A 19,719-nucleotide genomic window follows, 5' to 3' on the forward strand; every position below is an offset into this window, starting at 1 on the left:
ACGGGACAACGACAACGGCCCCGGAATTCCCCCTCCCGGAGGAGAAGGAATTCCGGGGCCGTTTCCCGCCTGACGGATCAGGCGCTGAAGGCCAGCCCTGTCAGGCGCTCGTAGGCATCGATGTAGCGGGCGCGGGTGCGCTCCACGATCTCCGCCGGCAGCGCCGGCGGTTCCTGGCCGGAGTCCTTGTCCCAGCCCGAGTCCTCGGAGGTGAGCCAGTCGCGGACGAACTGCTTGTCGAAGGACGGCTGCGCCTTCCCGGGCTCGTAGGTCGTCGCATCCCAGAAGCGCGAGGAATCCGGGGTGAGCACCTCGTCGCCCAGGGTGATCTCGCCGTTGGCCGGGTCGATCCCGAACTCGACCTTGGTGTCGGCCAGGATGATGCCGCGGGTGCGGGCGATCTCCTCGGCGCGCGTGTACAGGGCCAGGGTCGCGTCGCGCAGGTCGGCGGCCTGCTGCCCGCCGATGCGGGCGGCGGTCTCCTCGAAGGTGATGTTCTCGTCGTGCTCCCCGACCTCGGCCTTGGCCGAGGGGGTGAAGATCGCCGGTTCCAGCTTGGAGCCGTCCACCATGCCCGCCGGAAGCGGCAGCGCGCACACGGTCTGGCGGTCCTTGTACTCGGCCAGGCCGGAGCCGGTGAGGTAGCCGCGGGCGATGCATTCGATCGGGAACATGTCCAGCTTCTTGCAGACCATGGCCCGGCCCGCGACGGCCTCGGGCACGTCGGTGGAGATGACGTGGTTGGGGAATTGTGAGAGCTTCTCGAACCACCAAAGGCTCAGCTGCGTCAGCACCTTGCCCTTGTCCGGGATCTCGGATTCCAGCACGAAGTCAAAGGCGCTGATCCTGTCGCTGGCAACGACCAGCACGCGGTCGGTCTCCTCGAAGCTGGAGCCCGCCGGGACATAGAGGTCGCGGACCTTGCCCGAGTAGTGGTGCGTCCAACCCGGCAGAACCAGGGTTTCGGTTTGCAGGCCTGACATTTAGTGTGTTCCTTCCGAGACGCTGATCTGGCCGTTGGCGGCCTTCAGCGCAATATCCGTGCGGTGCTGGGCGCCGTCCCAGGAGATGGCTGCCACGCCGGCATAGGCCTTCTCGCGGGCGGCATGGAGGTCGGCGCCCAGGCCAACGACCGCCAGCACGCGGCCGCCGTCGACGACGACCTCGCCCGCGTCGTTGCTGGTGGTTCCGGCGTGCAGCACCGAGACGTCCTCGATGGCCTCGGCGGCGTCAATGCCCTGGATTGCAGCACCCTTGACGGGCGACTCCGGGTAGTTCTCCGCGGCCATGACCACGCCGACGGCGGTCTCGGGGCGCCAATGCAGTTGCTCGGCATCGTCGAGTTCACCCTTGGCGGCCGCCATCAGCAGCCCGCCCAGCGGGGTCTTCAGCCGCGCGAGCACCGCCTGGGTCTCGGGGTCGCCGAAGCGTGCGTTGAACTCGATGACGCGGATCCCGCGGGTGGTGATGGCCAGGCCGCAGTAGAGCACCCCGGTGAAGGGGGTGCCGCGGTGTTCCATGTCGCGCAGCGTCGGGTAGGCGACGCGTTCCATGACCTCGTCCACAAAGCCGGCGGGCAGCCACTGCAGCGGCGAGTAGGCGCCCATGCCGCCGGTGTTCGGGCCCTCGTCGCCGTCGAAGATGCGCTTGAAGTCCTGGGCGGGGGCCAGCGGGACGGCGTGGGTGCCGTCGCAGATGACGAAGAGGGAGACCTCCGGCCCGTCGAGGAACTCCTCGATGACCACGGTGCCGCCTGCCTCGAAGCAGGTCTCGGCGTGGGCCAGGGCCTCGGAGCGGTCGGAGGTGACCACGACTCCCTTGCCGGCTGCCAGGCCGTCGTCCTTGACCACATACGGGGCGCCGAAGGCGTCAAGCGCCTCGGCCGCCTCGGCGGCGTTGGTTGCCACCCTGGCCATCGCGGTGGGCACTTCCGCCTCGGCCATGACGGTCTTGGCGAAGGCCTTGGAGGCCTCCAGCTGGGCCGCTGCCTTGGTGGGACCAAAGACGGGGATCTCGGCGGCGATCAGGGCGTCCGCCACACCTGCCGCCAGGGGTGCCTCGGGGCCGACCACAACCAGGTCCGAACCCAGTTCCCGGGCCAGTGCCACCACAGCTGCGGGGTCCTGGGCATCGATGGGGTGGGTGGTGACATCACGCGAAATCCCGGCATTGCCGGGTGCGCAATGCAGGTCGGTGACGTAGGGATCCGAAGCCAAAGCGCGGATCAGTGCATGTTCGCGGCCGCCGGGGCCAATAACCAGTACCTTCACGAGGCTTAAGCCTACCGGTTCCGGCCCCGACGGCGTCCACCGGAGTCACGGGACCGACGTATTCGCGGCAACGTCGCACGCCGGCCTCCCTCCCATGCCGGCAGTCGGCGTCCGGTCCCCCGGCCGCGGCGCGCTGCGCCTATGCTCATGTACATGGAGAAGGAAACCTTGTGGCAGCGGCAGGCCCGCCAGGACCCGAAGCAGGCCAGGAACTACATCGACCGCTTTGCGCAGCTGCGCGAATCCGGGGCGGACCTTGACGGCGAGGCGCGGTTCGTCGACGCGATGCTCCCGCGCGCCGCGCGCGTGCTCGATGCCGGCTGCGGAACCGGGAGGGTGGGCGGTGCACTGGCGGCGCGCGGCCACCAGGTCACCGGGGTCGACCTGGATGCCGAGCTTCTGGCCGCAGCCCGGGCCGACTTCCCCGGTTCCCGCTGGCTGCAGGGAAACCTGGCATCGTTGGATTTGCGCACGTCCTCCGGTGCCCGCGAGACATTCGACGTCGTCGTCTCCCCGGGAAACGTCCTGGCCTTCGTGGCCCCGGGCACCGCCGGTGAGGTGCTCAAGGCCCTGGCCGACCACCTGGCACCCGGGGGCCGCCTGGTGGTGGGCTTCTCGCTGCTCAGGGACTACGCCCTGACTGACCTCGAGGCCGATGCGGCAGCGGCCGGGCTGGATATCAGTTCCCGCTTCTCCACCTGGGACATGCGGCCGCTGGGCCGGGACTCGGACTTCGTCGTTGCGCTGCTGCAACGCGCCCAGAGCGTAAACTAGCTCACATGCCCGAAACCTTGATTGCCTCCGAAACCGTTGACCTTGTGGTGCTCGAGCGCAACGGCTTCGTGGAATCCCGACACCGCGGCTGCGCCGTGGTCGTCGACGCCGCGGGCGAGGTGCTCACCGCGCTGGGAAACCCCAACACCCTGCTGTACCCGCGCTCCGCGCTCAAGCCCTTCCAGGCACTTGCCTCCATGCAGTGCGGGGTCCCGTTGCGTGGCGCCCAGGTGGCCCTGGCCGCGGCCAGCCACGTGGGTAGCACCGAACACACCGACGTTGTTGAATCCATGCTGGCCAAGGCCGGGCTGAGCGAAGCGGACCTGATGTGCCCCGCCTCCTGGCCCGCACATGCCCCAACACGCACCGAAAGGGTGCGGGCCGGGCTCCAGGAGTCCGCCCTGTCGTTCAATTGCTCGGGGAAGCACGCCGCATTCCTGTGGGCCTGCACCGAAAACGGCTGGGACACCAAGACCTACCTCTCCCCCGACCACCCGCTGCAGCAACGGGTCATCGAGGTCATCGAGGAATACGCCGGGGAAAAGATCGCACACCTGGGCGTGGACGGATGCGGGGCGCCGGTCCCGGTGATCTCCCTGGCCGGCCTTGCCCGCGCGGCATCCAAGCTGGCGCAGGCCCCGGGCAACAAGCACGCAGATGCGCGGGCTGCAACCATCGCCACCGCGATGCTGGACTACCCGTGGGCGGTCCAGGGCCATGGCCTGCCCAACTCCGTGGTGATGGAGGACCTGGGCGTCATTGCCAAGCTCGGCGCCGAGGGCGTGCTGATGCTCGCGGCCCCCAACGGCACGGCGGTGGCCGTGAAGATACAGGACGGTTCGGGCCGCGGCAGCGATTTGCTGGGCCTGACCCTGCTGGCCAACGCCGGCGCCATTTCCACCGGCCAGCTCTCCGATGTGCTGGCCAAGCTCACCAGGCCGATGCTCGGCGGCGGCGCCCCGGTGGGTTCAGTGCGCCTGCCGGCGCAAGTGCTGGACCTGCTGGATTCCTGAGTCCCCATGGCCATCAAGCGACGCATCGACCCGGCCGAAGGTTCCCGCGCCCTCGCCCGGTGGAGCGAGGCCGACGAGGCGGGAGCCGCCAAGCTGCCGCGCCCCCTCATCGCCCTGGCGGTGCGCTACGCGCTCGAGGAACTTGCCAGCCGCGCCGAGGGCAACTCGGTGGAGGTACGCGTTCCGCCGTTCGGGGTGACCCAATGCATTCCCGGCCCGCGGCACACCCGGGGAACTCCCCCGAACGTCATTGAGCTGCCGGCCCAGCTCTGGCTGGCGCTGGCCACCGGCAAGATGGACTGGGAGACGGCCCTGGCCACCGGAAAGGTCACGGCCTCCGGGCTGCGTGCCGACCTGTCGGCCGAACTGCCCCTGGTTTAGTACCCTAGAGGGTATGGAATCCAGCCAGAACCCCGCCAATCCAACCCCCGCCGACAAGCCCAGCGCAGAGGTCGAGGTGGAGGTGTATGCGGCACCCAGGTTCTGGCCGTTTGTGGGCGTCGGGGCCCTCGTCGGCGTCGTCGTCGCCTTCATTTCCGCGTTCACGGGCGAGGAATCGGCCGACTTCTCCCGCGGCTCGATTGCCGGATTCCTGGCGGTCGGTTTTGCGTTCTTCGGCGTTCTGCTCGCCGGCATCGTATATCTGGTTGTGGATCGCATCACACGCAAAAAGGCACGTCGCGCGCTTGCGGTGCCCATGGGTGACCCAGAACACCGGTAGAACCATGCTTGTGGGGCACTTCACGCCGCATCGGCACCCCGGCTCGTGAGAGAATATTTCTTATGGCGCGTGGTGACGGAAACCTAAATCATGATCTTTTGCCCGACGAGAAGGGCCCGCAGGATGAATGCGGTGTCTTCGGTGTTTGGGCTCCCGGCGAAGAAGTGGCGAAACTGACCTATTACGGTCTGTATGCGCTTCAGCATCGCGGGCAGGAATCGGCCGGATTGGCCACGAGTGACGGACAGCGGATCAATGTCTACAAGGACATGGGTCTGGTCTCCCAGGTGTTCGACGAGAACACCCTCAATTCCATGCCCGGGCACCTGGCCATTGGCCACTGCCGCTACTCGACCACCGGGGCAAGCCACTGGGCCAACGCCCAGCCGACCCTGGGCCCCACCGCGGCGGGCACCGTCGCGCTGGCCCACAACGGCAACCTGACCAACTCGGCCGAGCTGATGGACATGGTCAACGACCTCCACGCCGAGTCGGAGGAAAAGGTCCGCGGCGAAATCGCCCAGGGCAACACCACCGACACCGCACTGGTCACCGCGCTGCTCAACGGCACCGAGGGCGAATCGCTGGAGGAGTCGGCCCTGCGCCTGCTGCCCAAGCTCAGTGGCGCCTTCTGTTTCGTCTTCATGGACGAGCACACCCTTTACGCGGCCCGCGACACCTACGGTGTGCGCCCGCTGGTCCTCGGCCGCCTCGAGCGCGGATGGGTCGTGGCCTCCGAGCAGGCCGCACTGGCCACCGTGGGCGCCAGCTTCATCCGCGAGATCGAACCGGGCGAATTCATCGCCATCGACGAGGACGGCGTGCGTTCCCAGCGCTTCGGCGAGGCCACCCCGAAGGGCTGCGTCTTCGAGTACGTCTACCTGGCCCGCCCGGACGCAGCCATCAACGGCCGCTCGGTGTACGAGTCCCGCGTGGAAATGGGCCGCCAGCTGGCCCGCGAAAACGCCGCCGAGGCCGACATCGTCATCCCGGTCCCCGAATCCGGGACCCCCGCCGCCATTGGCTACGCCGAGGAGTCGGGCATTCCCTTTGCCCACGGCTTCGTGAAGAACGCCTACGTGGGACGCACCTTCATCCAGCCCTCGCAGACGCTGCGCCAGCTGGGCATCAAGCTCAAGCTCAATGCCCTGGTGCCGGTCATCAAGGGGAAGCGCGTCGTGGTCGTGGACGACTCCATCGTGCGCGGCAACACCCAGCGCGCCGTGGTGCGCATGCTGCGCGAGGCCGGCGCCGCCGAGGTCCACGTGAAGATCTCCTCCCCGCCGGTGAAATGGCCCTGCTTCTACGGCATCGACTTCGCCACCCGTGCCGAGCTCGTGGCCAACGGGGCGGCAGTGGACGAGATCGGCAAGTCCATCGGCGCCGACTCGCTGGCCTACATTTCCGAGGACGGCATGATCGATGCCACCGAGCAGCCGCGCGAACGCCTGTGCACCGCATGCTTCACCGGGGACTACCCGATTGCCCTGCCGGGTTCGGACCGTATCGGCAAGAACCTGCTTGAACGAAGCAACCAGGCGGGATGTGAGCCGGGCCCGGATGCCGAATTCGAGTCGGCACTCACCGCCGCAGACAAAACACCGCGCAACTAAGTAAAGGACACATCAGAGATGACAAGTGCCACCCCTGAGAATTCCGGAATCACCTATGCTTCGGCCGGTGTCGATGTCGAGGCCGGTGACCGCGCCGTTGAGTTGATGAAGGGCGCCATCAAGGCCACCCACAACGCCAACGTCCTGGGCGGGGTGGGCGGCTTCGCAGGCCTCTACGACGCCTCGAAGTTCCTTTCCTACAAGAAGCCCCTGCTGGCCACCTCTACCGACGGCGTGGGCACCAAGGTCGCCATCGCCCAGGCCATGGACATCCACCACACCATCGGCCACGACCTGGTCGGCATGGTCGTCGATGACATCGTCGTGGTGGGTGCCGAGCCGCTGTTCATGACCGACTACATTGCCTGCGGCAAGGTCGTACCCGAGCGCATCGCGGACATCGTCCGCGGCATCGCCGAGGGCTGCCAGATCGCCGGCACCGCGCTGGTCGGCGGGGAAACCGCCGAGCACCCGGGCCTGCTGGGCGAACACGAATACGATGTCGCGGGTGCCGCCACCGGCATCGTCGAGGCCGACGGCCTGCTGGGCCCCGAGCGGGTCAAGGACGGGGACGTCATCATCGGCATGGCCGCCTCCGGCATCCACTCCAACGGCTACTCGCTGGTCCGCAGCGTCGTGGCGCACGCCGGCTGGGCGCTCGACCGCCACGTGCCGGAATTCGGCCGCACCCTGGGCGAGGAACTGCTGGAGCCGACCCGCATCTACACCATGGACTGCCTGGACCTGATCCGCGCGTTCAACGTCAACGGAGCCATCGACATCCACGGCTTCAGCCACGTCACCGGCGGCGGCCTGGCAGCCAACCTGGCGCGCGTGCTGCCGCAGGGCCTGATGGCCACCGTGGAGCGCTCCACCTGGGCCCTTCCGCCGGTCTTCAAGGTCGTCGCCGAGCTCGGCGCGGTGCCGCAGCCGGACCTGGAGCGCACGCTGAACCTGGGCGTGGGCATGGTCGCCATCGTCGACGCCTCGGTCGCCGACGCGGCCCTCGCCCGCCTGAACGCCCGCGGCATGACCTCGTGGGTCATGGGCAAGGTCGGATCCGTCACCGACGAGGCCAAGGCCTCCGGACTGGACTACGTCCAGGGCGCCAAGGGCGTCGACGGCGGCGCGGTGCTGATGCGCGGCAACTTCGCCGGCTAGCTTCCGCCGGGATTAACAGCGTGAAGGACCGTACCCATGGGGTGCGGTCCTTCACTGGTTTAACTCCGCCGGCAGGATTCAATCCAGGCAAACGGGGGCCCGCTGCTACATGGGCCGGCGCACGGCCCCGTCGACCGGAGCCTCCAGGATGGCCAGGGCCTCGGCGATGTTGCTTCGCCACCGGTAGTCGGCCTTGGCATCCCCCCGGGTGGGGCCGCCGTTGATCAGCCCGACCGGCTTGCCCGCGCTGCGGGCATCCAGGAGCAGCTTGTAGCCACTCATGACCGCCAGCGAGGAGCCGATCACCAACAGCGAGGTGGAGCGGGACTCGAGCTCCTTGAGCCGCACCTTGCGCTCGGGAGGGACGTTCTCGCCGAAGTAGACCACGTTGGGCTTCAGTTTCTGCGATCCGCAGACCAGGCAGCCGACCATGTGGAAATCGGCCACGTGGGCCTCATCCAGGGATACGTCGCCGTCGGGGTTCACCAGTGACGGGTCCAGGTCGATGCGTTCAAGGTATCCGGGATTTGCCTCGTGCAGCCTCGCGTCGAGGCTCTGCCGGTTTTCCAGGGCGCCGCAGTCCAGGCAGCTGATCTGTTCCAGGTCACCATGCAGGGCGATGACATTGAGCGACCCGGCAGAGACGTGCAGCCCGTCGACATTCTGCGTGACGATCCCGCTGATCTTTCCCGTGGCCTCCCAGCGGGCCAGGCTGCGGTGGATAGGGTTCGGCGACGCCATGGCCATGTGCCTCCAACCCACGAAGCTGCGGGCCCAATAGCGGTGCCGGGCGCTGGGCTCGTGCAGGAATTCCTGGTAGGTCATCGGCCGGTGGCGCAACAGCGAACCCTTGGGTCCGCGGTAGTCGGGGATTCCCGAATCGGTGGAGACCCCGGCGCCCGTGAGCACCAGCACGGAGCCGTTCTCCAGCATCCGGCGGATGCCGGCGGAGGCAATGGCCGAATCCTGCAGCGGGGCATTTTCCCCGACCACGCGTTCGATTGAACGAATGGCCGCGCGGTGCGCCATCTGGATTCCGAGCCGTCCCTCGTGGAGCATCGGCGTCTACCTCGTTTTCCCGGGCATGGCAAAGGCCGCGGTCACCAACGCATCTTCTGCGTGGTGGCCACGGCTGCCGTTTTCACGTACTGGAAAAACCATAACCGCCGGTTTCCCGGCGGTCACTTCAGGGAGTCGGCGCATCAGCTGATGCGCCGTTGGTCGTCCTCGTCGTCATCGTCTGCGTACTTGTCTTCGTAATCCGAATAATCGGATTCGTAAGGTACGTCGACAGGGCTTGGTATCGAGGTGCTATGACCACGACTCTTCCCAAGCTCGCGTTCCAAGGCGGACAAATCAGTGGCCGGGGAGAAATACTTCATGTCCCTGGCCTGTCGTGTCGCTTTTGCCTTCTGACGGCCGCGCCCCATGGCGTGACCCCCTTTTTTCAGTAGATCTGGAGGTGGTCCACCTGTGTCAGGTGGAGGCCCCAGAATATGTGACTAATTCTTTCGTATTTCAAGGTTAACATGATTCGGCGGCGAGTGCCTGCCCGGAACCACCGTTCCGCCGGTAGAGTATTATTTTGTCCACCAAGTCGACTGCCAACCGCCCGGGAGCTTGCTTGCCTGATCCGCCACTGCCAGAGCCGAGGCCCGCGCTTCCGGCTCTTAGTGCCAAGTCACAGACGCGTTCGTGGTGGCGTGCCCCGGCATTTTGGGCCCTGATCGGGGCACTGGGAATCATGCTGATTGTCATCTATGGCGCCGGCAGGTTTTTCGCCCCGGACACGGCACCGGCGCCCACCACCGAGGTGAGCCGAAACGCATCGCCCGGGCTGGACGGAATCATTGCAACCGACGTCCCGGCCGACCAGTTGAGGGTCGGCGATTGCCTCCAGGGATTCACCGGCCCGCTGCAGACCTCGACCGTGGTGACCTGCCAAACAGCCCACAACGCCCAGCTCATCGGGACCTTCGCGATCGACGGGGAGACCTACCCCGGACCGGACGGAATCCTCGACCGCTCCGAGGAACTGTGCAAGTCGGTCCCGCTGGACCCGGCAGCTCCGCTGGACACCGGCTGGTCGTATCACTTCTCCCGCCCTTCCGAGTCGACCTGGGCGACCGGGGACCGGCTGGTGGCCTGCTTCCTGGCGCTGAACGAGGGAAGCGTGCGCCAGTCCATGCTTCCTGCCGAAACCGCCGCGCTGAACACCTGACGCCGGCCTCGGACACGGCGCTGCCGGCACCCGCAGCCGTGGTGGCGGCCCCGGGTGCCGGCAGGTTCCGCACCGGTGCTATCCCCGGCGCGAGGTGATGTTGAGCCCGTCGGCGGACTCGTTGACGCCAACCACCACCGTGTCCCCGTCCTGGATGGTTCCGGCCAGGAGCTCGCGCGCCAACCGATCCCCGATCTCGCGCTGCACCAGGCGGCGCAGCGGACGGGCGCCGAACGCCGGATCGAATCCGGTGAAGGCCAGCCAGTCGCGGGCGTCCTCGTCCACCTCGAGGGCCAGCCGGCGAGAGGCCAGCCGCCGGGCCAGGGCCTCGACCTGCAGGGCCACGATGGATCCCAGTTCCTCCAGGGAGAGCGCGTCGAACATGATCACGTCGTCCAGCCGGTTCAGGAACTCGGGCTTGAACGAGGCATTGACGAGGTTCATCACGGCCTCGCGCTTCGTGTCCTCCGCCAGCGTCTGGTCGACCATGAACTGGGACCCGAGGTTCGAGGTCATGATCAGGATGACGTTGCGGAAGTCAACGGTGCGGCCCTGCCCGTCGGTGAGGCGCCCGTCGTCCAGGACCTGCAGCAGGATGTCGAAGACCTCCGGATGGGCCTTTTCGACCTCGTCGAGCAGCACCACCGAGTAGGGACGGCGTCGCACCGCCTCGGTGAGCTGACCGCCCTCCTCGTAGCCGACGTATCCCGGCGGGGCGCCAACCAGGCGGGCCACGGTGTGCTTCTCCGAGTACTCGCTCATGTCGATGCGCACCATGGCACGCTCGTCGTCGAAGAGGAAATCGGCCAGGGCCTTGGCCAGCTCGGTCTTGCCCACGCCCGTGGGGCCCAGGAACAGGAAGGAACCTGTCGGGCGGTCCGGATCCGAGATCCCGGCCCGCGCACGGCGCACCGCGTCGGACACCGAGACGACGGCCTTGCGTTGGCCGATGAGCCGGCTGCCCAGGAACTCTTCCATGTGCAGCAGCTTCTGGCTTTCACCCTGCAGCATGCGGCCGGCGGGGATGCCGGTCCAGGCGGAGATGACCTCGGCAATGTCGTCGGCGGTGACTTCCTCGGCCACCATCAGCTCCTTGGCATCGCCTGCCTCCTCGGCCTGGTCGGCGTCGGCCATCTCCTTTTCAAGGGCCGGGATCTCCCCGTAGAGCAGGCGCGAGGCACCCTCGAGATCGCCCTCGCGCTGCATCTTCTCGGCGCGCGAGCGCAACTCGTCCAGGCGCACCTTGAGGTCGCCCACGCGGTTCAGTCCGGCCTTCTCCGATTCCCAGCGCGCATTGAGCGCATCGAGCTCTTCCTTCTTGTCGGCCATGTCGGCGCGCAGCGCCTCCAGGCGCTCGCGGGACCCCGGGTCGGTTTCACCCGCCAGGGCGAGTTCCTCCATGGTCAGGCGGTCCACCGAGCGGCGCAGGGCATCGATTTCCTCGGGGGCCGAGTCGATTTCCATGCGCAGCCGGCTCGCGGCCTCGTCGACGAGGTCGATGGCCTTGTCCGGCAGCTGTCGCCCGGCGATGTAACGGTCGGACAGGCCCGCGGCGGCCACCAGCGCCGAGTCGGCAATCGTCACCTTGTGGTGGGCCTCGTAGCGCTGCTTGAGCCCGCGCAGGATCGCGATGGTGTCATCGACGCTCGGCTCCCCCACATACACCTGGGCGAAGCGGCGCTCCAGCGCCGGGTCCTTCTCGATGTTCTGGCGGTATTCGTCCAGCGTGGTGGCGCCGATCAGGCGCAGCTCGCCGCGGGCCAGCATGGGCTTGAGCATGTTGCCGGCGTCCATTGCGCCGTCGGACGCGCCGGCACCCACGACGGTATGGATCTCGTCGATGAAGGTGACGATCTGCCCGTCGGATGCCTTGATCTCCTCCAGGACGGCCTTGAGCCGCTCCTCGAACTCGCCGCGGTACTTGGCGCCGGCAACCATGGAAGCCAGGTCCAAGGCGATCAGCGTCTTGCCGCGCAGGGACTCGGGCACGTCGCCTGCGACCATGCGCTGGGCCAGGCCCTCGACCACCGCGGTCTTGCCCACACCGGGTTCGCCGATGAGCACCGGGTTGTTCTTGGTGCGGCGGGAAAGCACCTGGACGACGCGGCGGATCTCGGCGTCTCGCCCGATGACGGGATCGAGCTTGCCGGAACGCGCGATGGCGGTCATGTCGGTGCCGAACTTCTCCAGGGCCTGGAAGGTGTTTTCGGGATCCGGGTTGTTGACCTTGCGGTCTCCGCGGATCGTGGGCAGAGCGGCATCCAGGGCCTGACGGGTGGCACCGGCCTCGCGCAGTGCCTTCCCGGCCGCGCCGGTGTCCTCGCTCAACCCCAGCAGTAAGTGCTCGGTGGAGACGTAGTCGTCCCCCAGCGCCGCCGCCGCCTGCTGGGCACCCGTGATGGCCTGCAGGATGCCGCGGGAATACTGGGCCTGCGCGACGCTGCTCCCCGACGAGGTTGGCAGGGCCTTGATGGCGGCGCTGGCCAGGACCGAGACCTGGTCCGGGTCGATACCGGCGGCCTTGAGCAATGCCACGGCCACCGATTCGCGTTGATCAACGAGCGCCTTGAGCAAATGCGCCGGTTCCACCTGCGGGTTTCCCGCGGTGGAGGCGTTCATTCCCGACGCGGAGAGGGCTTCCTGGCTTTTGGTCGTCAATTTGGTGTCCACGCTCGTCCTTTCGTTGTTGGCTAATCACTCAAACTTGAGTCTACCTCACTCAACTATGCGTGCATGAAAATTATTCCTCCGTACACAACGCAGCGCCGGCAACTCCCGGAGGGTCGCCGGCGCTCTGCCTTGCGGATCGGTCACGGGCACCTTCCGCCCGGCCTAGGTGTCCTTGATGGCCGAGATCTCGAATTCGAGCAACACCCGCTCGGACACCAGGACCCCGCCGGAATCGAGCGCCTTGTTCCAGCTAACGCCGTACTCGCGGCGATCAATGCGGCGGCTGCCCTCAAAGCCCGCGCGCAGGTTCCCGAACGGATCGGTCTCGACTCCGGTAAATTCCATGGGCACGGCAATCTCCCGGGTGGTGTCCTTGATGGTCAGCTCGCCGTTGACGATGAAGCTGTTCTCGTCCACCTGGTCGATGCGCGTCGAGCGGAAGACGATGTCGGGGTATTTTGGCGCATCGAAGAAGTCGTTGGTGCGCAAGTGCTGGTCGCGGTCCGCATTGCGCGTGTCCACGCTGGCCACTTTCACCGTCATCTCAACGCTGCTCTTGCCGACATCCTCAGGGTCGACGTGGATGCTTCCCTCCACCTCGTTGAAGGCGCCGCGCACCTTCGTCACCATCGCATGGCGGGCGTTAAAGCCGATGCGGGTGTGCCCGGGATCAAATCTCCACGTCCCCGCGTAGGCTGGATCGAGCTGGGTCATCATTCCCCCTCGGGTGCAGTACGAGTCGCCTAGTCCCCCCGGCTGATGCTTACACTACCAATGCATTGGCCAGCAGTCTCCAGTAGCACCTGATGATTTTTGGTGCATTTGCAGCTCATTCCCGGCAGCCCGGCAACCGGCGGCGTTGCCGCGGCCCCATGTGGCAGGCCATAGCTCCATCCAGGCATTACACGGCCGTGCGAGGTCGCCGCGACACGCTTCGGAAAGGACACCGACTGAGATACCCGGGGCGAGCTATTGAACGGGATGACCGTCGGCTCCACCGACTCGACGCATGCGCGGCTATCCCCTGGCGGCGGCTTCAAGGACTGCGATATCCAGCTTCTTCATGGGCATGAATGCCTCGGTCACGCGACGGGAAACCTCCGGATCTGGATCGCCGAGCAATTCGACCATGCGCACCGGAACCACCTGCCAGGACACGCCAAAGCGGTCTTTCAGCCATCCGCACTGGCTTTCCTCTCCCCCGGCGGTGAGCTTGTCCCAGAAGTAGTCGACCTCAACCTGGTCCTCGCACATGATCTGGAACGAGATGGCCTCGTTGAACTTGAACAGGGGCCCGCCGTTCAGGGCAACGAAAGGGCGCCCGTCGAGATTGAATTCCACGGTGAGCGGCTCGTTCGTCGGGTTCCCCTCCGTGTCCAGGTCGAGTTGGGAGACAATTCGGGAATTCGGAAAAATTCCTGTGTAGAACCGGGCTGCTTCCAGCCCCTGTCCGTCAAACCACAGGCAGTTAATCAGGTCTTTCATAAGGTGGCCTCATCCGGTAGGCGTTTGGCATTGACTCCGACACCCAAAGACTAGAAATCGCTCGGCCAAGATGCAAGGTTTCGATGAGACCCAACAAAAGGGCCTTGCCGGCAGGCAGGGAATGGCGGGTATCTTCCATATGGGGCACCACCCCTGTTTCACGGGCGCTTTGGATGAGGCATTGCCCCGGATGACGCGGGCACCTTGACGGCAATGCGGGCGGCACGGATATTCGGGGTGAAAACCCGCCGTCCCATGGCAGTGGACCTCGGCAATGGCAGGCCGCGCGATCGGCCTAGCGTGACATTGGCATGTATTGGCTGCTCGGAACGATTTCCTTGCCCAGCGGCATGAGGGAAATCGGGATCATCTTCAGGTTGGCGAGGCCCAGCGGGATGCCCACGATGCTCACGAACATGGGGATTGCGGTCAGCACATGGCCGATGGCGATCCAGATGCCGGCCACCAGGACCCAGATGACATTTCCTATGGTTGAAAACGCACCTACTCTGCCGCGGTCCACCACGGTGCGCCCGAACGGCCAGAGCGCGTAAAGGGCAATGCGGAATGATGCAATTCCGAAGGGGATCGTGACAATGAGCAGGCAGCAAATGATGCCGGCCAGTACATAACCGGCGGCCAGCCAGATGCCGCCAAAAACAAGCCAGATGACGTTCAGGACCACGGAGAGAGTGTTTCGCATACCTCAAGTCTCTCCCACGGACCGGGGGCGCACCATGGGGTATCACCCTGAGCGAGCCCCCAGATGTTTGATAACGCTTTCTAACGATTCGTGCAGAAGCCCCCGGGGATTCGATTGGCGCACGCCAAACGGGCAAGATTATTGGATGCCGTCTGCGTTAGGTCAAAAATCTTCACTGCTCATCTCCGGAATCCTCTGCACCGTTTTCCTGGCAGGCTGCGCACCGATACCCGGATCGCCCCAATTCCCGTCGGCCCCGTCTCACGATTCCGGCGCCGCTTCTTCCGCGATGGACCGCCAGAACACCGACTCGCTGCCAATTTCGCTGGTGCCTGATTTGGAGGTTGTGGCGCAATCCGACGAACACCGGCGCATCTACACAAGGCATTTCGAGGTGCCCTCGGTCCCGGAGGCAACCCGGGTTCAGCGAGAACTGGTGAAGGACGAAGTCGAAGCCTTCAAGGGCGCAAACGTTCCAGACGTATCCACCGGCACTTTCCCCGTGGCGGAACTGAATTTGCGCAGCCACCTCACTGCCCTTTCCGGCCAGGTAATGGCCATCAGGGTCAATACCTACGAGTCATCGGGCACCGGCGGCGGGACGAGATACCTGACGCAGTGGTTCGCTCTGGGCGGCCCACGCGTCCTGGGAACCAGGGACCTGTTCGACAGCGACGATGACTGGGCGGAATTCAAGGAATTCGTTCTCCAGGCCGCGACCAGCGACACACTGGTCCTCACCGGGAGCCTCCGCGAGCTGGACGATTCCCTGCTGGACTCGGTGAACTTTGATGCGCAGGGCAACGCGTTGGTTGAGTTCGACGACAACAGTCTGGGCGCGGGCACCATCGGTCCCGTCACCGTGACGGTTGCGGCCGAACAGGTCTCGGCCCTGCTCTCGGACTTCGGCGCGTTGGCCCGCACCGCGTCGATGTCCCCGAGCCCACGGATCCAGCCGGGCCAATCGCAGGACGCCGTTGCACCCGAGGCCGGACGCTCCCGGTCCCAAGAGCCCGGCCCTCCATCGTCACGACGCGGCATCGACTGCCGGACGGAAAAATGTGTTGCCCTGACATTTGACGACGGACCGGGCCCGAAGACCGGGGCATTGCTCGATTCCCTGCGGCGGGGGGACGCGCCCTCCACGTTCTTTGTCACCGGCCCCAATGCCATGCTCCGCCCTGACATGCTGCAGCGCATGGCGTCCGAGGGACACGAGATCGGCAACCACACCTGGAACCACCGTTCGCTTACCTCACTGTCCTCGGCCCAGATCAGGAGTGAGATTGACCGCACCAACGACATGATCTCCCGGGCCGTCAACCAGCCGGCGACGTTGATGCGCCCTCCCTTCGGTGCGCACAATTCCATTAGCGACAGGCTGGCCAGCACCCCGGTCATCCTGTGGGACGTCGACACCTTGGACTGGAAGCACCGCAACACCGAAAAAGTGGTGGACGCCGCGATTAAGCAGACCAGGCCGGGGTCGATCGTGCTGATGCACGACATCCACCCCAGCACCGTCGCCGCCGTGCCGAGGATCCTTTCGGGCCTGAAGGACAAGGGATACACCTTTGTCACCGTCACCGAGCTCATGGGGCCCGCAGGTCTCGAGGCCGGGGAATCCTATGCCCACGCGCCGCGGCCGGCGAAGCCGGACAACTGGGAGACAGGGAAAGCCGGACGCTGAAGTTCGCTAACCTTAACTGCATGAGCCTTCCCCCAGAGCGCAAGATGCCGATTAGCGGCCGCGCCGTCGACGACCTCAGCTTTTACCAATCCGAACCCGTGTCTTTTGTTCGCCGCGGGAGCCGCTTGCACGGTCGTCGCGCCGACGCCTGGGAGCGGACGGCCAGCAAGTACATTATCGATCCCCCGCGGGACCGGACCGACACCTCGGTGGGCGAAGGCTTCACCTTCGATCCCCAGGAGATCTACGGCCGCCGGGCACCGCTGATCGTTGAGATCGGCTCGGGGCTGGGCGAGGCCATGGCCTTTGCCGCCAGCCGGAACCGTGAGACGGATTTCCTCGCGGTGGAGGTGTACCGACCCGGGCTGGCAGCGCTGATGGTGCGCGTGGAAAACAACGAACTGACCAACGTGCGCGCGGTGCAGGCAAACGCACCGGAGGCCCTGGACTCCATGCTCCCGGCAGGCTCCGCCTCCGAGATCTGGATCTTCTTCTCCGATCCGTGGCACAAGATCCGCCATCACAAGCGCCGGCTCATCAAGGACACGTTCCTGCCCAAGCTTGAACGAGTCCTGGAGCCCGGTGGGGTTGTTCGACTGGCCACCGACTGGTCCAACTACGCGGAGCAGATGCGCGATGTCTTTGACGCGTCACCCGCATTCACCAACCTGCACCCGGGCGAGCTGTCCGGCGAGGACAGCAATCTCACCAAGGTTCGCCGCCTGGGCCTGGAAAAAGACGACAAGGACCCGGGATTCATCGACGAACTCGGTGGCTGGGCACCGCGCTTCGAGGGCCGCACCCTGACCAGCTTCGAGGGCAAGGCGCTGAAAGCCGGACGCCTGATCTTTGACCTGGCGTACCGCAAGGCCCTGTAGGCACAACGATCGGCGGGGCGGTGTCGGGCCAGGGCACGGCGCCGCCCCGGGCCATTAAGGCAGGGGCGGCTGTCCGGTGGTGATCAGCGCAAGGTTGCGCAGCGAAAGCGTGCCGGGGTCCCGGTAGCCCCACGCCGGGGACAAGACATCGTCCCGGAACCGGGAGGTGTTGTGGCCCGTGGCCGCATGCAGTCCCAGCGCCGGTTCCGCGCCGACATTGAACCCGTGGCCGGAAAGCAGTTTGCGTCCGGAGAGCGTGCGACCGATCCACGCCAGGCAATCCCCCGCGGCGATGGCCTCGTAGATGTTCGGCTCCGGCACGTTGAGCCGGCCCGGCTCCCGGGAGACGTGCCGGGGAATCCCGGCCGAGCCGATCATGGCCAGCGCCTGCGCCCGGAGGCCGTACCCGGATTCCGCATCAAGCACCTGCGCTGCCAGCGTCGCCGCATAGGAGTGGGCCTCCACGGCCAGGTGGGGATTGTCGGGTCGCAGTCGGGCGAACGTGGCCAGGTCGTGCGCCAGCCGGTGCATGCCGCGCCGCGCGGCATGGTTCAGCAGGGCGCCTGCAAGGTTCGGGGTCCGATACCCCAGCCAGGCGACCACGGCGGGGTCGGGGACGCCGACCTTCCGCTGCTCCAGGTACAGCTGCCCGGCCTCGCGCACGCTGCCCCACAGGGCATTGCGGGCCCGGATCCCGGTCCCGGAGAGCTGGAACGTGACGTGGGTGGCGGTGTCCAGGTCGCCGACGGCTATGGCTGCCAGCGGCTCACGGGCGGAAAGGTCGAGGTAGAGCAATCGGCGGGCTGGGATGGCCGGATCCATGGAGCCGGGGCGCAGCGCATGTGCGGTGCCGTCCAGGCCCTGGCGGTGGGTCCTGCCCAGCCTGCCGCGGATTGCACACAATGCCTCGAAGCGGTCGTGTGCCTCGGCGGCGAGCCGGGCGTAGCCCTCACCCATGGGTCTTGATGCTTCCACGTGGGGGGTTCACGGCGGCTATTTGCCCCGCGGCTTCCACACCACCACGGCCTGGCTGCGGCCGCGCGGTCGTTGGCCCCGGGCCAGGGACACCACATCGCCGGTGCTGCCGGCGGCAAAGACTCGTCCGAGCCCGGCGGCCTGGTGGGCGCTGCGCAGGGCGAAGACCTCGTTGCTCAGTTCCCCGACCCGGGAACGCAGCGCGGCGACCTGGTTTTCCAGAGCCAGGATGCGCTTGATGCCCTCCAGGGAGACCCCGTCCTTGGACAGCCGCTGGATTTCACGTAGCAGCTCCACGTCGTGTTCCGAGTACCTGCGCTGCTTGCCGCCTTGGCGCGAGGGCGAGACCAGACCCAGGCGGTCATATTGGCGCAGCGTCTGGGGGTGCATGTCGGCCAGATCGGCTGCCACTGAAATGACGAAGATCGGCCTTAGTCGGTCATTGCCCATGATCCCTGCCTTTCAATCGTTTTCATCCACCGTAGCCAACTTCTTGGTAAGCCGAAGCGCCCCGTGCCGCTGGTGGGCGGCACGGGGCGTCACGGTGATTAGAGCGTTGCGCGCGCGAGCAGTCCCTCGCGCGGGTTCTCTGCCTTGGTTGCCTCCGCGAACGCCTCGACGGCCGCCTTGGCTTCCTTGGAGAGGTTCTGCGGAACCACCACGTCCAGGGTTACCAGCAGGTCACCCGTGGCCTTGGAGGTTTTCACGCCGCGTCCCTTCAGGCGCAGGGTGCGGCCATGTGAGGAGCCGGCCGGGACCTTCAGCTTGACGCTCTCGCCGGTCAGCGTGGGAACCTCGATCTGCCCGCCGAGGGCTGCCTCGTCAAAAGTCACCGGCACATGGATCCGGATGTTGTTGTCCTCGCGGATGAAGAACGGGTGCGGCTTGACGCTGACCTTGACGATCAGGTCCCCGGCGCCGGCGGCACCGGGCGCACCCTTCCCGCGGACGCGGACCGATTGCCCGTCCTTGATCCCTGCCGGAATCCGCACGTCGATGACCTCGCCGTTGGCCTCGCGCAGGCCGATGGTGGTTCCCTTCATGGAACCGGCGAAGGAGATCGTGGTGCTGGCTGTCCGGTCGGCGCCCTTGCGCGGTGTCTGCTGGCCAAAGCCGCCGAAACCGCCGCCCCCGAAGAGGTCTGCAAAATCCGGTGGCATCTGGCTGCCGCCGCCGCGGCGAGAGCCCCCGGTGTTGAAAAGGTTGGAGAAGACATCCTCGAAGCCGCCGTTGTCCGGTGCTCCGCCGTGACCGCCGGCACTGAACCGGGCCCCCGAGCCCATGGCGCGGATGGCGTCATACTGCTGGCGGTCCTCCGGGTCCGAAAGCACCGAATGTGCCTCGGTGATGTCCTTGAACCTTCGCTCGGACTCGGAATCGCCGGAGTTGGTGTCCGGGTGGTACTTGCGCGCCATCTTCCGGTACGCCTTCTTGATGTCCGCGTCGCTGGCGTCCTTGGAGACGCCAAGAATGGCGTAGAAATCTTTGTCGACCCAGTCCTGGCTTGCCACCGGGCGCCTCCTTTGCTGTAAAAATCCTTGTGGC

General features: G+C 66.4%; 20 protein-coding genes. 9 read left to right on the forward strand and 11 right to left on the reverse strand.

Features of this window, described 5'->3' with window-relative positions:
• Window positions 1-77 precede the first annotated feature (77 nt).
• On the reverse strand, window positions 78-983 hold the full coding sequence (locus AC6CHY_RS18085) for a phosphoribosylaminoimidazolesuccinocarboxamide synthase (RefSeq protein ID WP_217390205.1): 906 nt from the start codon (window positions 981-983) through the stop codon (window positions 78-80).
• Window positions 984-2,270 (reverse strand): phosphoribosylamine--glycine ligase, encoded by a 1,287-nt coding sequence (purD, locus tag AC6CHY_RS18090; RefSeq protein WP_217390203.1) that lies wholly within the window; start codon window positions 2,268-2,270, stop codon window positions 984-986.
• A gap of 153 nt (window positions 2,271-2,423) precedes the next feature.
• Here purD and AC6CHY_RS18095 point away from each other — a divergent pair, with 153 nt between their 5' ends.
• The 6 genes from AC6CHY_RS18095 to purM all read left to right on the forward strand — a co-directional run bounded on the left by AC6CHY_RS18095 (window position 2,424) and on the right by purM (window position 7,552).
• Window positions 2,424-3,044, forward strand: coding sequence for a class I SAM-dependent methyltransferase (locus AC6CHY_RS18095; protein ID WP_498227690.1), 621 nt, complete (start codon window positions 2,424-2,426; stop codon window positions 3,042-3,044).
• Window positions 3,045-3,049: 5 nt separating this feature from the next.
• Window positions 3,050-4,057 (forward strand): asparaginase, encoded by a 1,008-nt coding sequence (locus AC6CHY_RS18100; protein WP_498227692.1) that lies wholly within the window; start codon window positions 3,050-3,052, stop codon window positions 4,055-4,057.
• A gap of 6 nt (window positions 4,058-4,063) precedes the next feature.
• Window positions 4,064-4,438, forward strand: a complete 375-nt coding sequence (locus AC6CHY_RS18105; RefSeq protein ID WP_498227694.1) for a sterol carrier family protein — start codon at window positions 4,064-4,066, stop codon at window positions 4,436-4,438.
• A gap of 13 nt (window positions 4,439-4,451) precedes the next feature.
• A complete protein-coding gene (locus AC6CHY_RS18110) occupies window positions 4,452-4,778 on the forward strand; it encodes a hypothetical protein (RefSeq protein ID WP_217390195.1) in 327 nt (108 codons plus the stop codon).
• A 62-nt stretch (window positions 4,779-4,840) separates the two neighbouring features.
• Window positions 4,841-6,391, forward strand: coding sequence for an amidophosphoribosyltransferase (purF, locus tag AC6CHY_RS18115; protein WP_498227696.1), 1,551 nt, complete (start codon window positions 4,841-4,843; stop codon window positions 6,389-6,391).
• Window positions 6,392-6,409: 18 nt separating this feature from the next.
• Entirely contained in the window at window positions 6,410-7,552 is a 1,143-nt protein-coding gene (gene purM, locus AC6CHY_RS18120) for a phosphoribosylformylglycinamidine cyclo-ligase (RefSeq protein ID WP_498227698.1), read from the forward strand.
• A gap of 105 nt (window positions 7,553-7,657) precedes the next feature.
• Here purM and AC6CHY_RS18125 read toward each other — a convergent pair whose 3' ends face one another.
• Window positions 7,658-8,611, reverse strand: a complete 954-nt coding sequence (locus tag AC6CHY_RS18125; protein ID WP_498227700.1) for a Sir2 family NAD-dependent protein deacetylase — start codon at window positions 8,609-8,611, stop codon at window positions 7,658-7,660.
• Between the two features lie 143 nt (window positions 8,612-8,754).
• Entirely contained in the window at window positions 8,755-8,982 is a 228-nt protein-coding gene (locus AC6CHY_RS18130) for a DUF3073 domain-containing protein (protein WP_217390190.1), read from the reverse strand.
• Window positions 8,983-9,296: 314 nt separating this feature from the next.
• On the opposite strand from AC6CHY_RS18130, the gene AC6CHY_RS18135 reads away from it, so the two are divergent.
• Window positions 9,297-9,773 (forward strand): hypothetical protein, encoded by a 477-nt coding sequence (locus AC6CHY_RS18135; protein ID WP_498227702.1) that lies wholly within the window; start codon window positions 9,297-9,299, stop codon window positions 9,771-9,773.
• A 78-nt stretch (window positions 9,774-9,851) separates the two neighbouring features.
• Here AC6CHY_RS18135 and clpB read toward each other — a convergent pair whose 3' ends face one another.
• The 4 genes from clpB to AC6CHY_RS18155 form a co-directional block, all read right to left on the reverse strand.
• A complete protein-coding gene (gene clpB / locus AC6CHY_RS18140; protein WP_217390186.1) occupies window positions 9,852-12,443 on the reverse strand; it encodes an ATP-dependent chaperone ClpB in 2,592 nt (863 codons plus the stop codon).
• A gap of 162 nt (window positions 12,444-12,605) precedes the next feature.
• Window positions 12,606-13,157: a YceI family protein gene (locus AC6CHY_RS18145; protein ID WP_498227704.1), complete on the reverse strand. Its 552-nt coding sequence runs from the start codon at window positions 13,155-13,157 to the stop codon at window positions 12,606-12,608.
• Between the two features lie 303 nt (window positions 13,158-13,460).
• Window positions 13,461-13,928: a VOC family protein gene (locus tag AC6CHY_RS18150; protein ID WP_498227706.1), complete on the reverse strand. Its 468-nt coding sequence runs from the start codon at window positions 13,926-13,928 to the stop codon at window positions 13,461-13,463.
• 295 nt (window positions 13,929-14,223) lie between these two features.
• Complete coding sequence (locus AC6CHY_RS18155; RefSeq protein ID WP_217390181.1) at window positions 14,224-14,631, reverse strand: YccF domain-containing protein; 408 nt, start codon at window positions 14,629-14,631, stop codon at window positions 14,224-14,226.
• A 289-nt stretch (window positions 14,632-14,920) separates the two neighbouring features.
• On the opposite strand from AC6CHY_RS18155, the gene AC6CHY_RS18160 reads away from it, so the two are divergent.
• Together AC6CHY_RS18160 and trmB are read left to right on the forward strand one after the other, a co-directional pair.
• The gene (locus tag AC6CHY_RS18160) at window positions 14,921-16,321 is read left to right on the forward strand and encodes a polysaccharide deacetylase family protein (RefSeq protein ID WP_498227708.1); all 1,401 of its coding nucleotides are present in this window, start codon (window positions 14,921-14,923) and stop codon (window positions 16,319-16,321) included.
• 20 nt (window positions 16,322-16,341) lie between these two features.
• Window positions 16,342-17,199: a tRNA (guanosine(46)-N7)-methyltransferase TrmB gene (trmB, locus tag AC6CHY_RS18165; RefSeq protein ID WP_217390178.1), complete on the forward strand. Its 858-nt coding sequence runs from the start codon at window positions 16,342-16,344 to the stop codon at window positions 17,197-17,199.
• 54 nt (window positions 17,200-17,253) lie between these two features.
• On the opposite strand, the gene AC6CHY_RS18170 is transcribed toward trmB, so the two are convergent.
• The 3 genes from AC6CHY_RS18170 to AC6CHY_RS18180 form a co-directional block, all read right to left on the reverse strand.
• Window positions 17,254-18,156 carry an alpha/beta hydrolase gene (locus AC6CHY_RS18170; protein WP_217390176.1) on the reverse strand — a complete coding sequence of 301 codons (903 nt, stop codon included), beginning with the start codon at window positions 18,154-18,156 and terminating at the stop codon, window positions 17,254-17,256.
• A gap of 36 nt (window positions 18,157-18,192) precedes the next feature.
• On the reverse strand, window positions 18,193-18,624 hold the full coding sequence (locus AC6CHY_RS18175; protein WP_217390174.1) for a heat shock protein transcriptional repressor HspR: 432 nt from the start codon (window positions 18,622-18,624) through the stop codon (window positions 18,193-18,195).
• A gap of 98 nt (window positions 18,625-18,722) precedes the next feature.
• The gene (locus tag AC6CHY_RS18180; RefSeq protein WP_217390173.1) at window positions 18,723-19,685 is read right to left on the reverse strand and encodes a DnaJ C-terminal domain-containing protein; all 963 of its coding nucleotides are present in this window, start codon (window positions 19,683-19,685) and stop codon (window positions 18,723-18,725) included.
• Window positions 19,686-19,719 lie beyond the last annotated feature (34 nt).

It is taken from the genome of Paeniglutamicibacter sp. GQ140 (assembly GCF_059759235.1).

Excerpts from the sequence above, each read along its gene's own strand:
- AC6CHY_RS18085 (WP_217390205.1), bottom strand. The coding sequence starts at position 983 with ATGTCAGGCCTGCAAACCGAAACCCTGGTTCTGCCGGGTTGGACGCAC.
- AC6CHY_RS18095 (WP_498227690.1), top strand. The coding sequence starts at position 2,424 with ATGGAGAAGGAAACCTTGTGGCAGCGGCAGGCCCGCCAGGACCCGAAG.
- AC6CHY_RS18100 (WP_498227692.1), top strand. The coding sequence starts at position 3,050 with ATGCCCGAAACCTTGATTGCCTCCGAAACCGTTGACCTTGTGGTGCTC.
- AC6CHY_RS18105 (WP_498227694.1), top strand. The coding sequence starts at position 4,064 with ATGGCCATCAAGCGACGCATCGACCCGGCCGAAGGTTCCCGCGCCCTC.
- AC6CHY_RS18110 (WP_217390195.1), top strand. The coding sequence starts at position 4,452 with ATGGAATCCAGCCAGAACCCCGCCAATCCAACCCCCGCCGACAAGCCC.
- purF (WP_498227696.1), top strand. The coding sequence starts at position 4,841 with ATGGCGCGTGGTGACGGAAACCTAAATCATGATCTTTTGCCCGACGAG.
- purM (WP_498227698.1), top strand. The coding sequence starts at position 6,410 with ATGACAAGTGCCACCCCTGAGAATTCCGGAATCACCTATGCTTCGGCC.
- AC6CHY_RS18125 (WP_498227700.1), bottom strand. The coding sequence starts at position 8,611 with ATGCTCCACGAGGGACGGCTCGGAATCCAGATGGCGCACCGCGCGGCC.
- AC6CHY_RS18130 (WP_217390190.1), bottom strand. The coding sequence starts at position 8,982 with ATGGGGCGCGGCCGTCAGAAGGCAAAAGCGACACGACAGGCCAGGGAC.
- AC6CHY_RS18135 (WP_498227702.1), top strand. The coding sequence starts at position 9,297 with ATGCTGATTGTCATCTATGGCGCCGGCAGGTTTTTCGCCCCGGACACG.
- AC6CHY_RS18145 (WP_498227704.1), bottom strand. The coding sequence starts at position 13,157 with ATGACCCAGCTCGATCCAGCCTACGCGGGGACGTGGAGATTTGATCCC.
- AC6CHY_RS18150 (WP_498227706.1), bottom strand. The coding sequence starts at position 13,928 with ATGAAAGACCTGATTAACTGCCTGTGGTTTGACGGACAGGGGCTGGAA.
- AC6CHY_RS18155 (WP_217390181.1), bottom strand. The coding sequence starts at position 14,631 with ATGCGAAACACTCTCTCCGTGGTCCTGAACGTCATCTGGCTTGTTTTT.
- AC6CHY_RS18160 (WP_498227708.1), top strand. The coding sequence starts at position 14,921 with ATGGACCGCCAGAACACCGACTCGCTGCCAATTTCGCTGGTGCCTGAT.
- trmB (WP_217390178.1), top strand. The coding sequence starts at position 16,342 with ATGAGCCTTCCCCCAGAGCGCAAGATGCCGATTAGCGGCCGCGCCGTC.
- AC6CHY_RS18170 (WP_217390176.1), bottom strand. The coding sequence starts at position 18,156 with ATGGGTGAGGGCTACGCCCGGCTCGCCGCCGAGGCACACGACCGCTTC.
- AC6CHY_RS18175 (WP_217390174.1), bottom strand. The coding sequence starts at position 18,624 with ATGGGCAATGACCGACTAAGGCCGATCTTCGTCATTTCAGTGGCAGCC.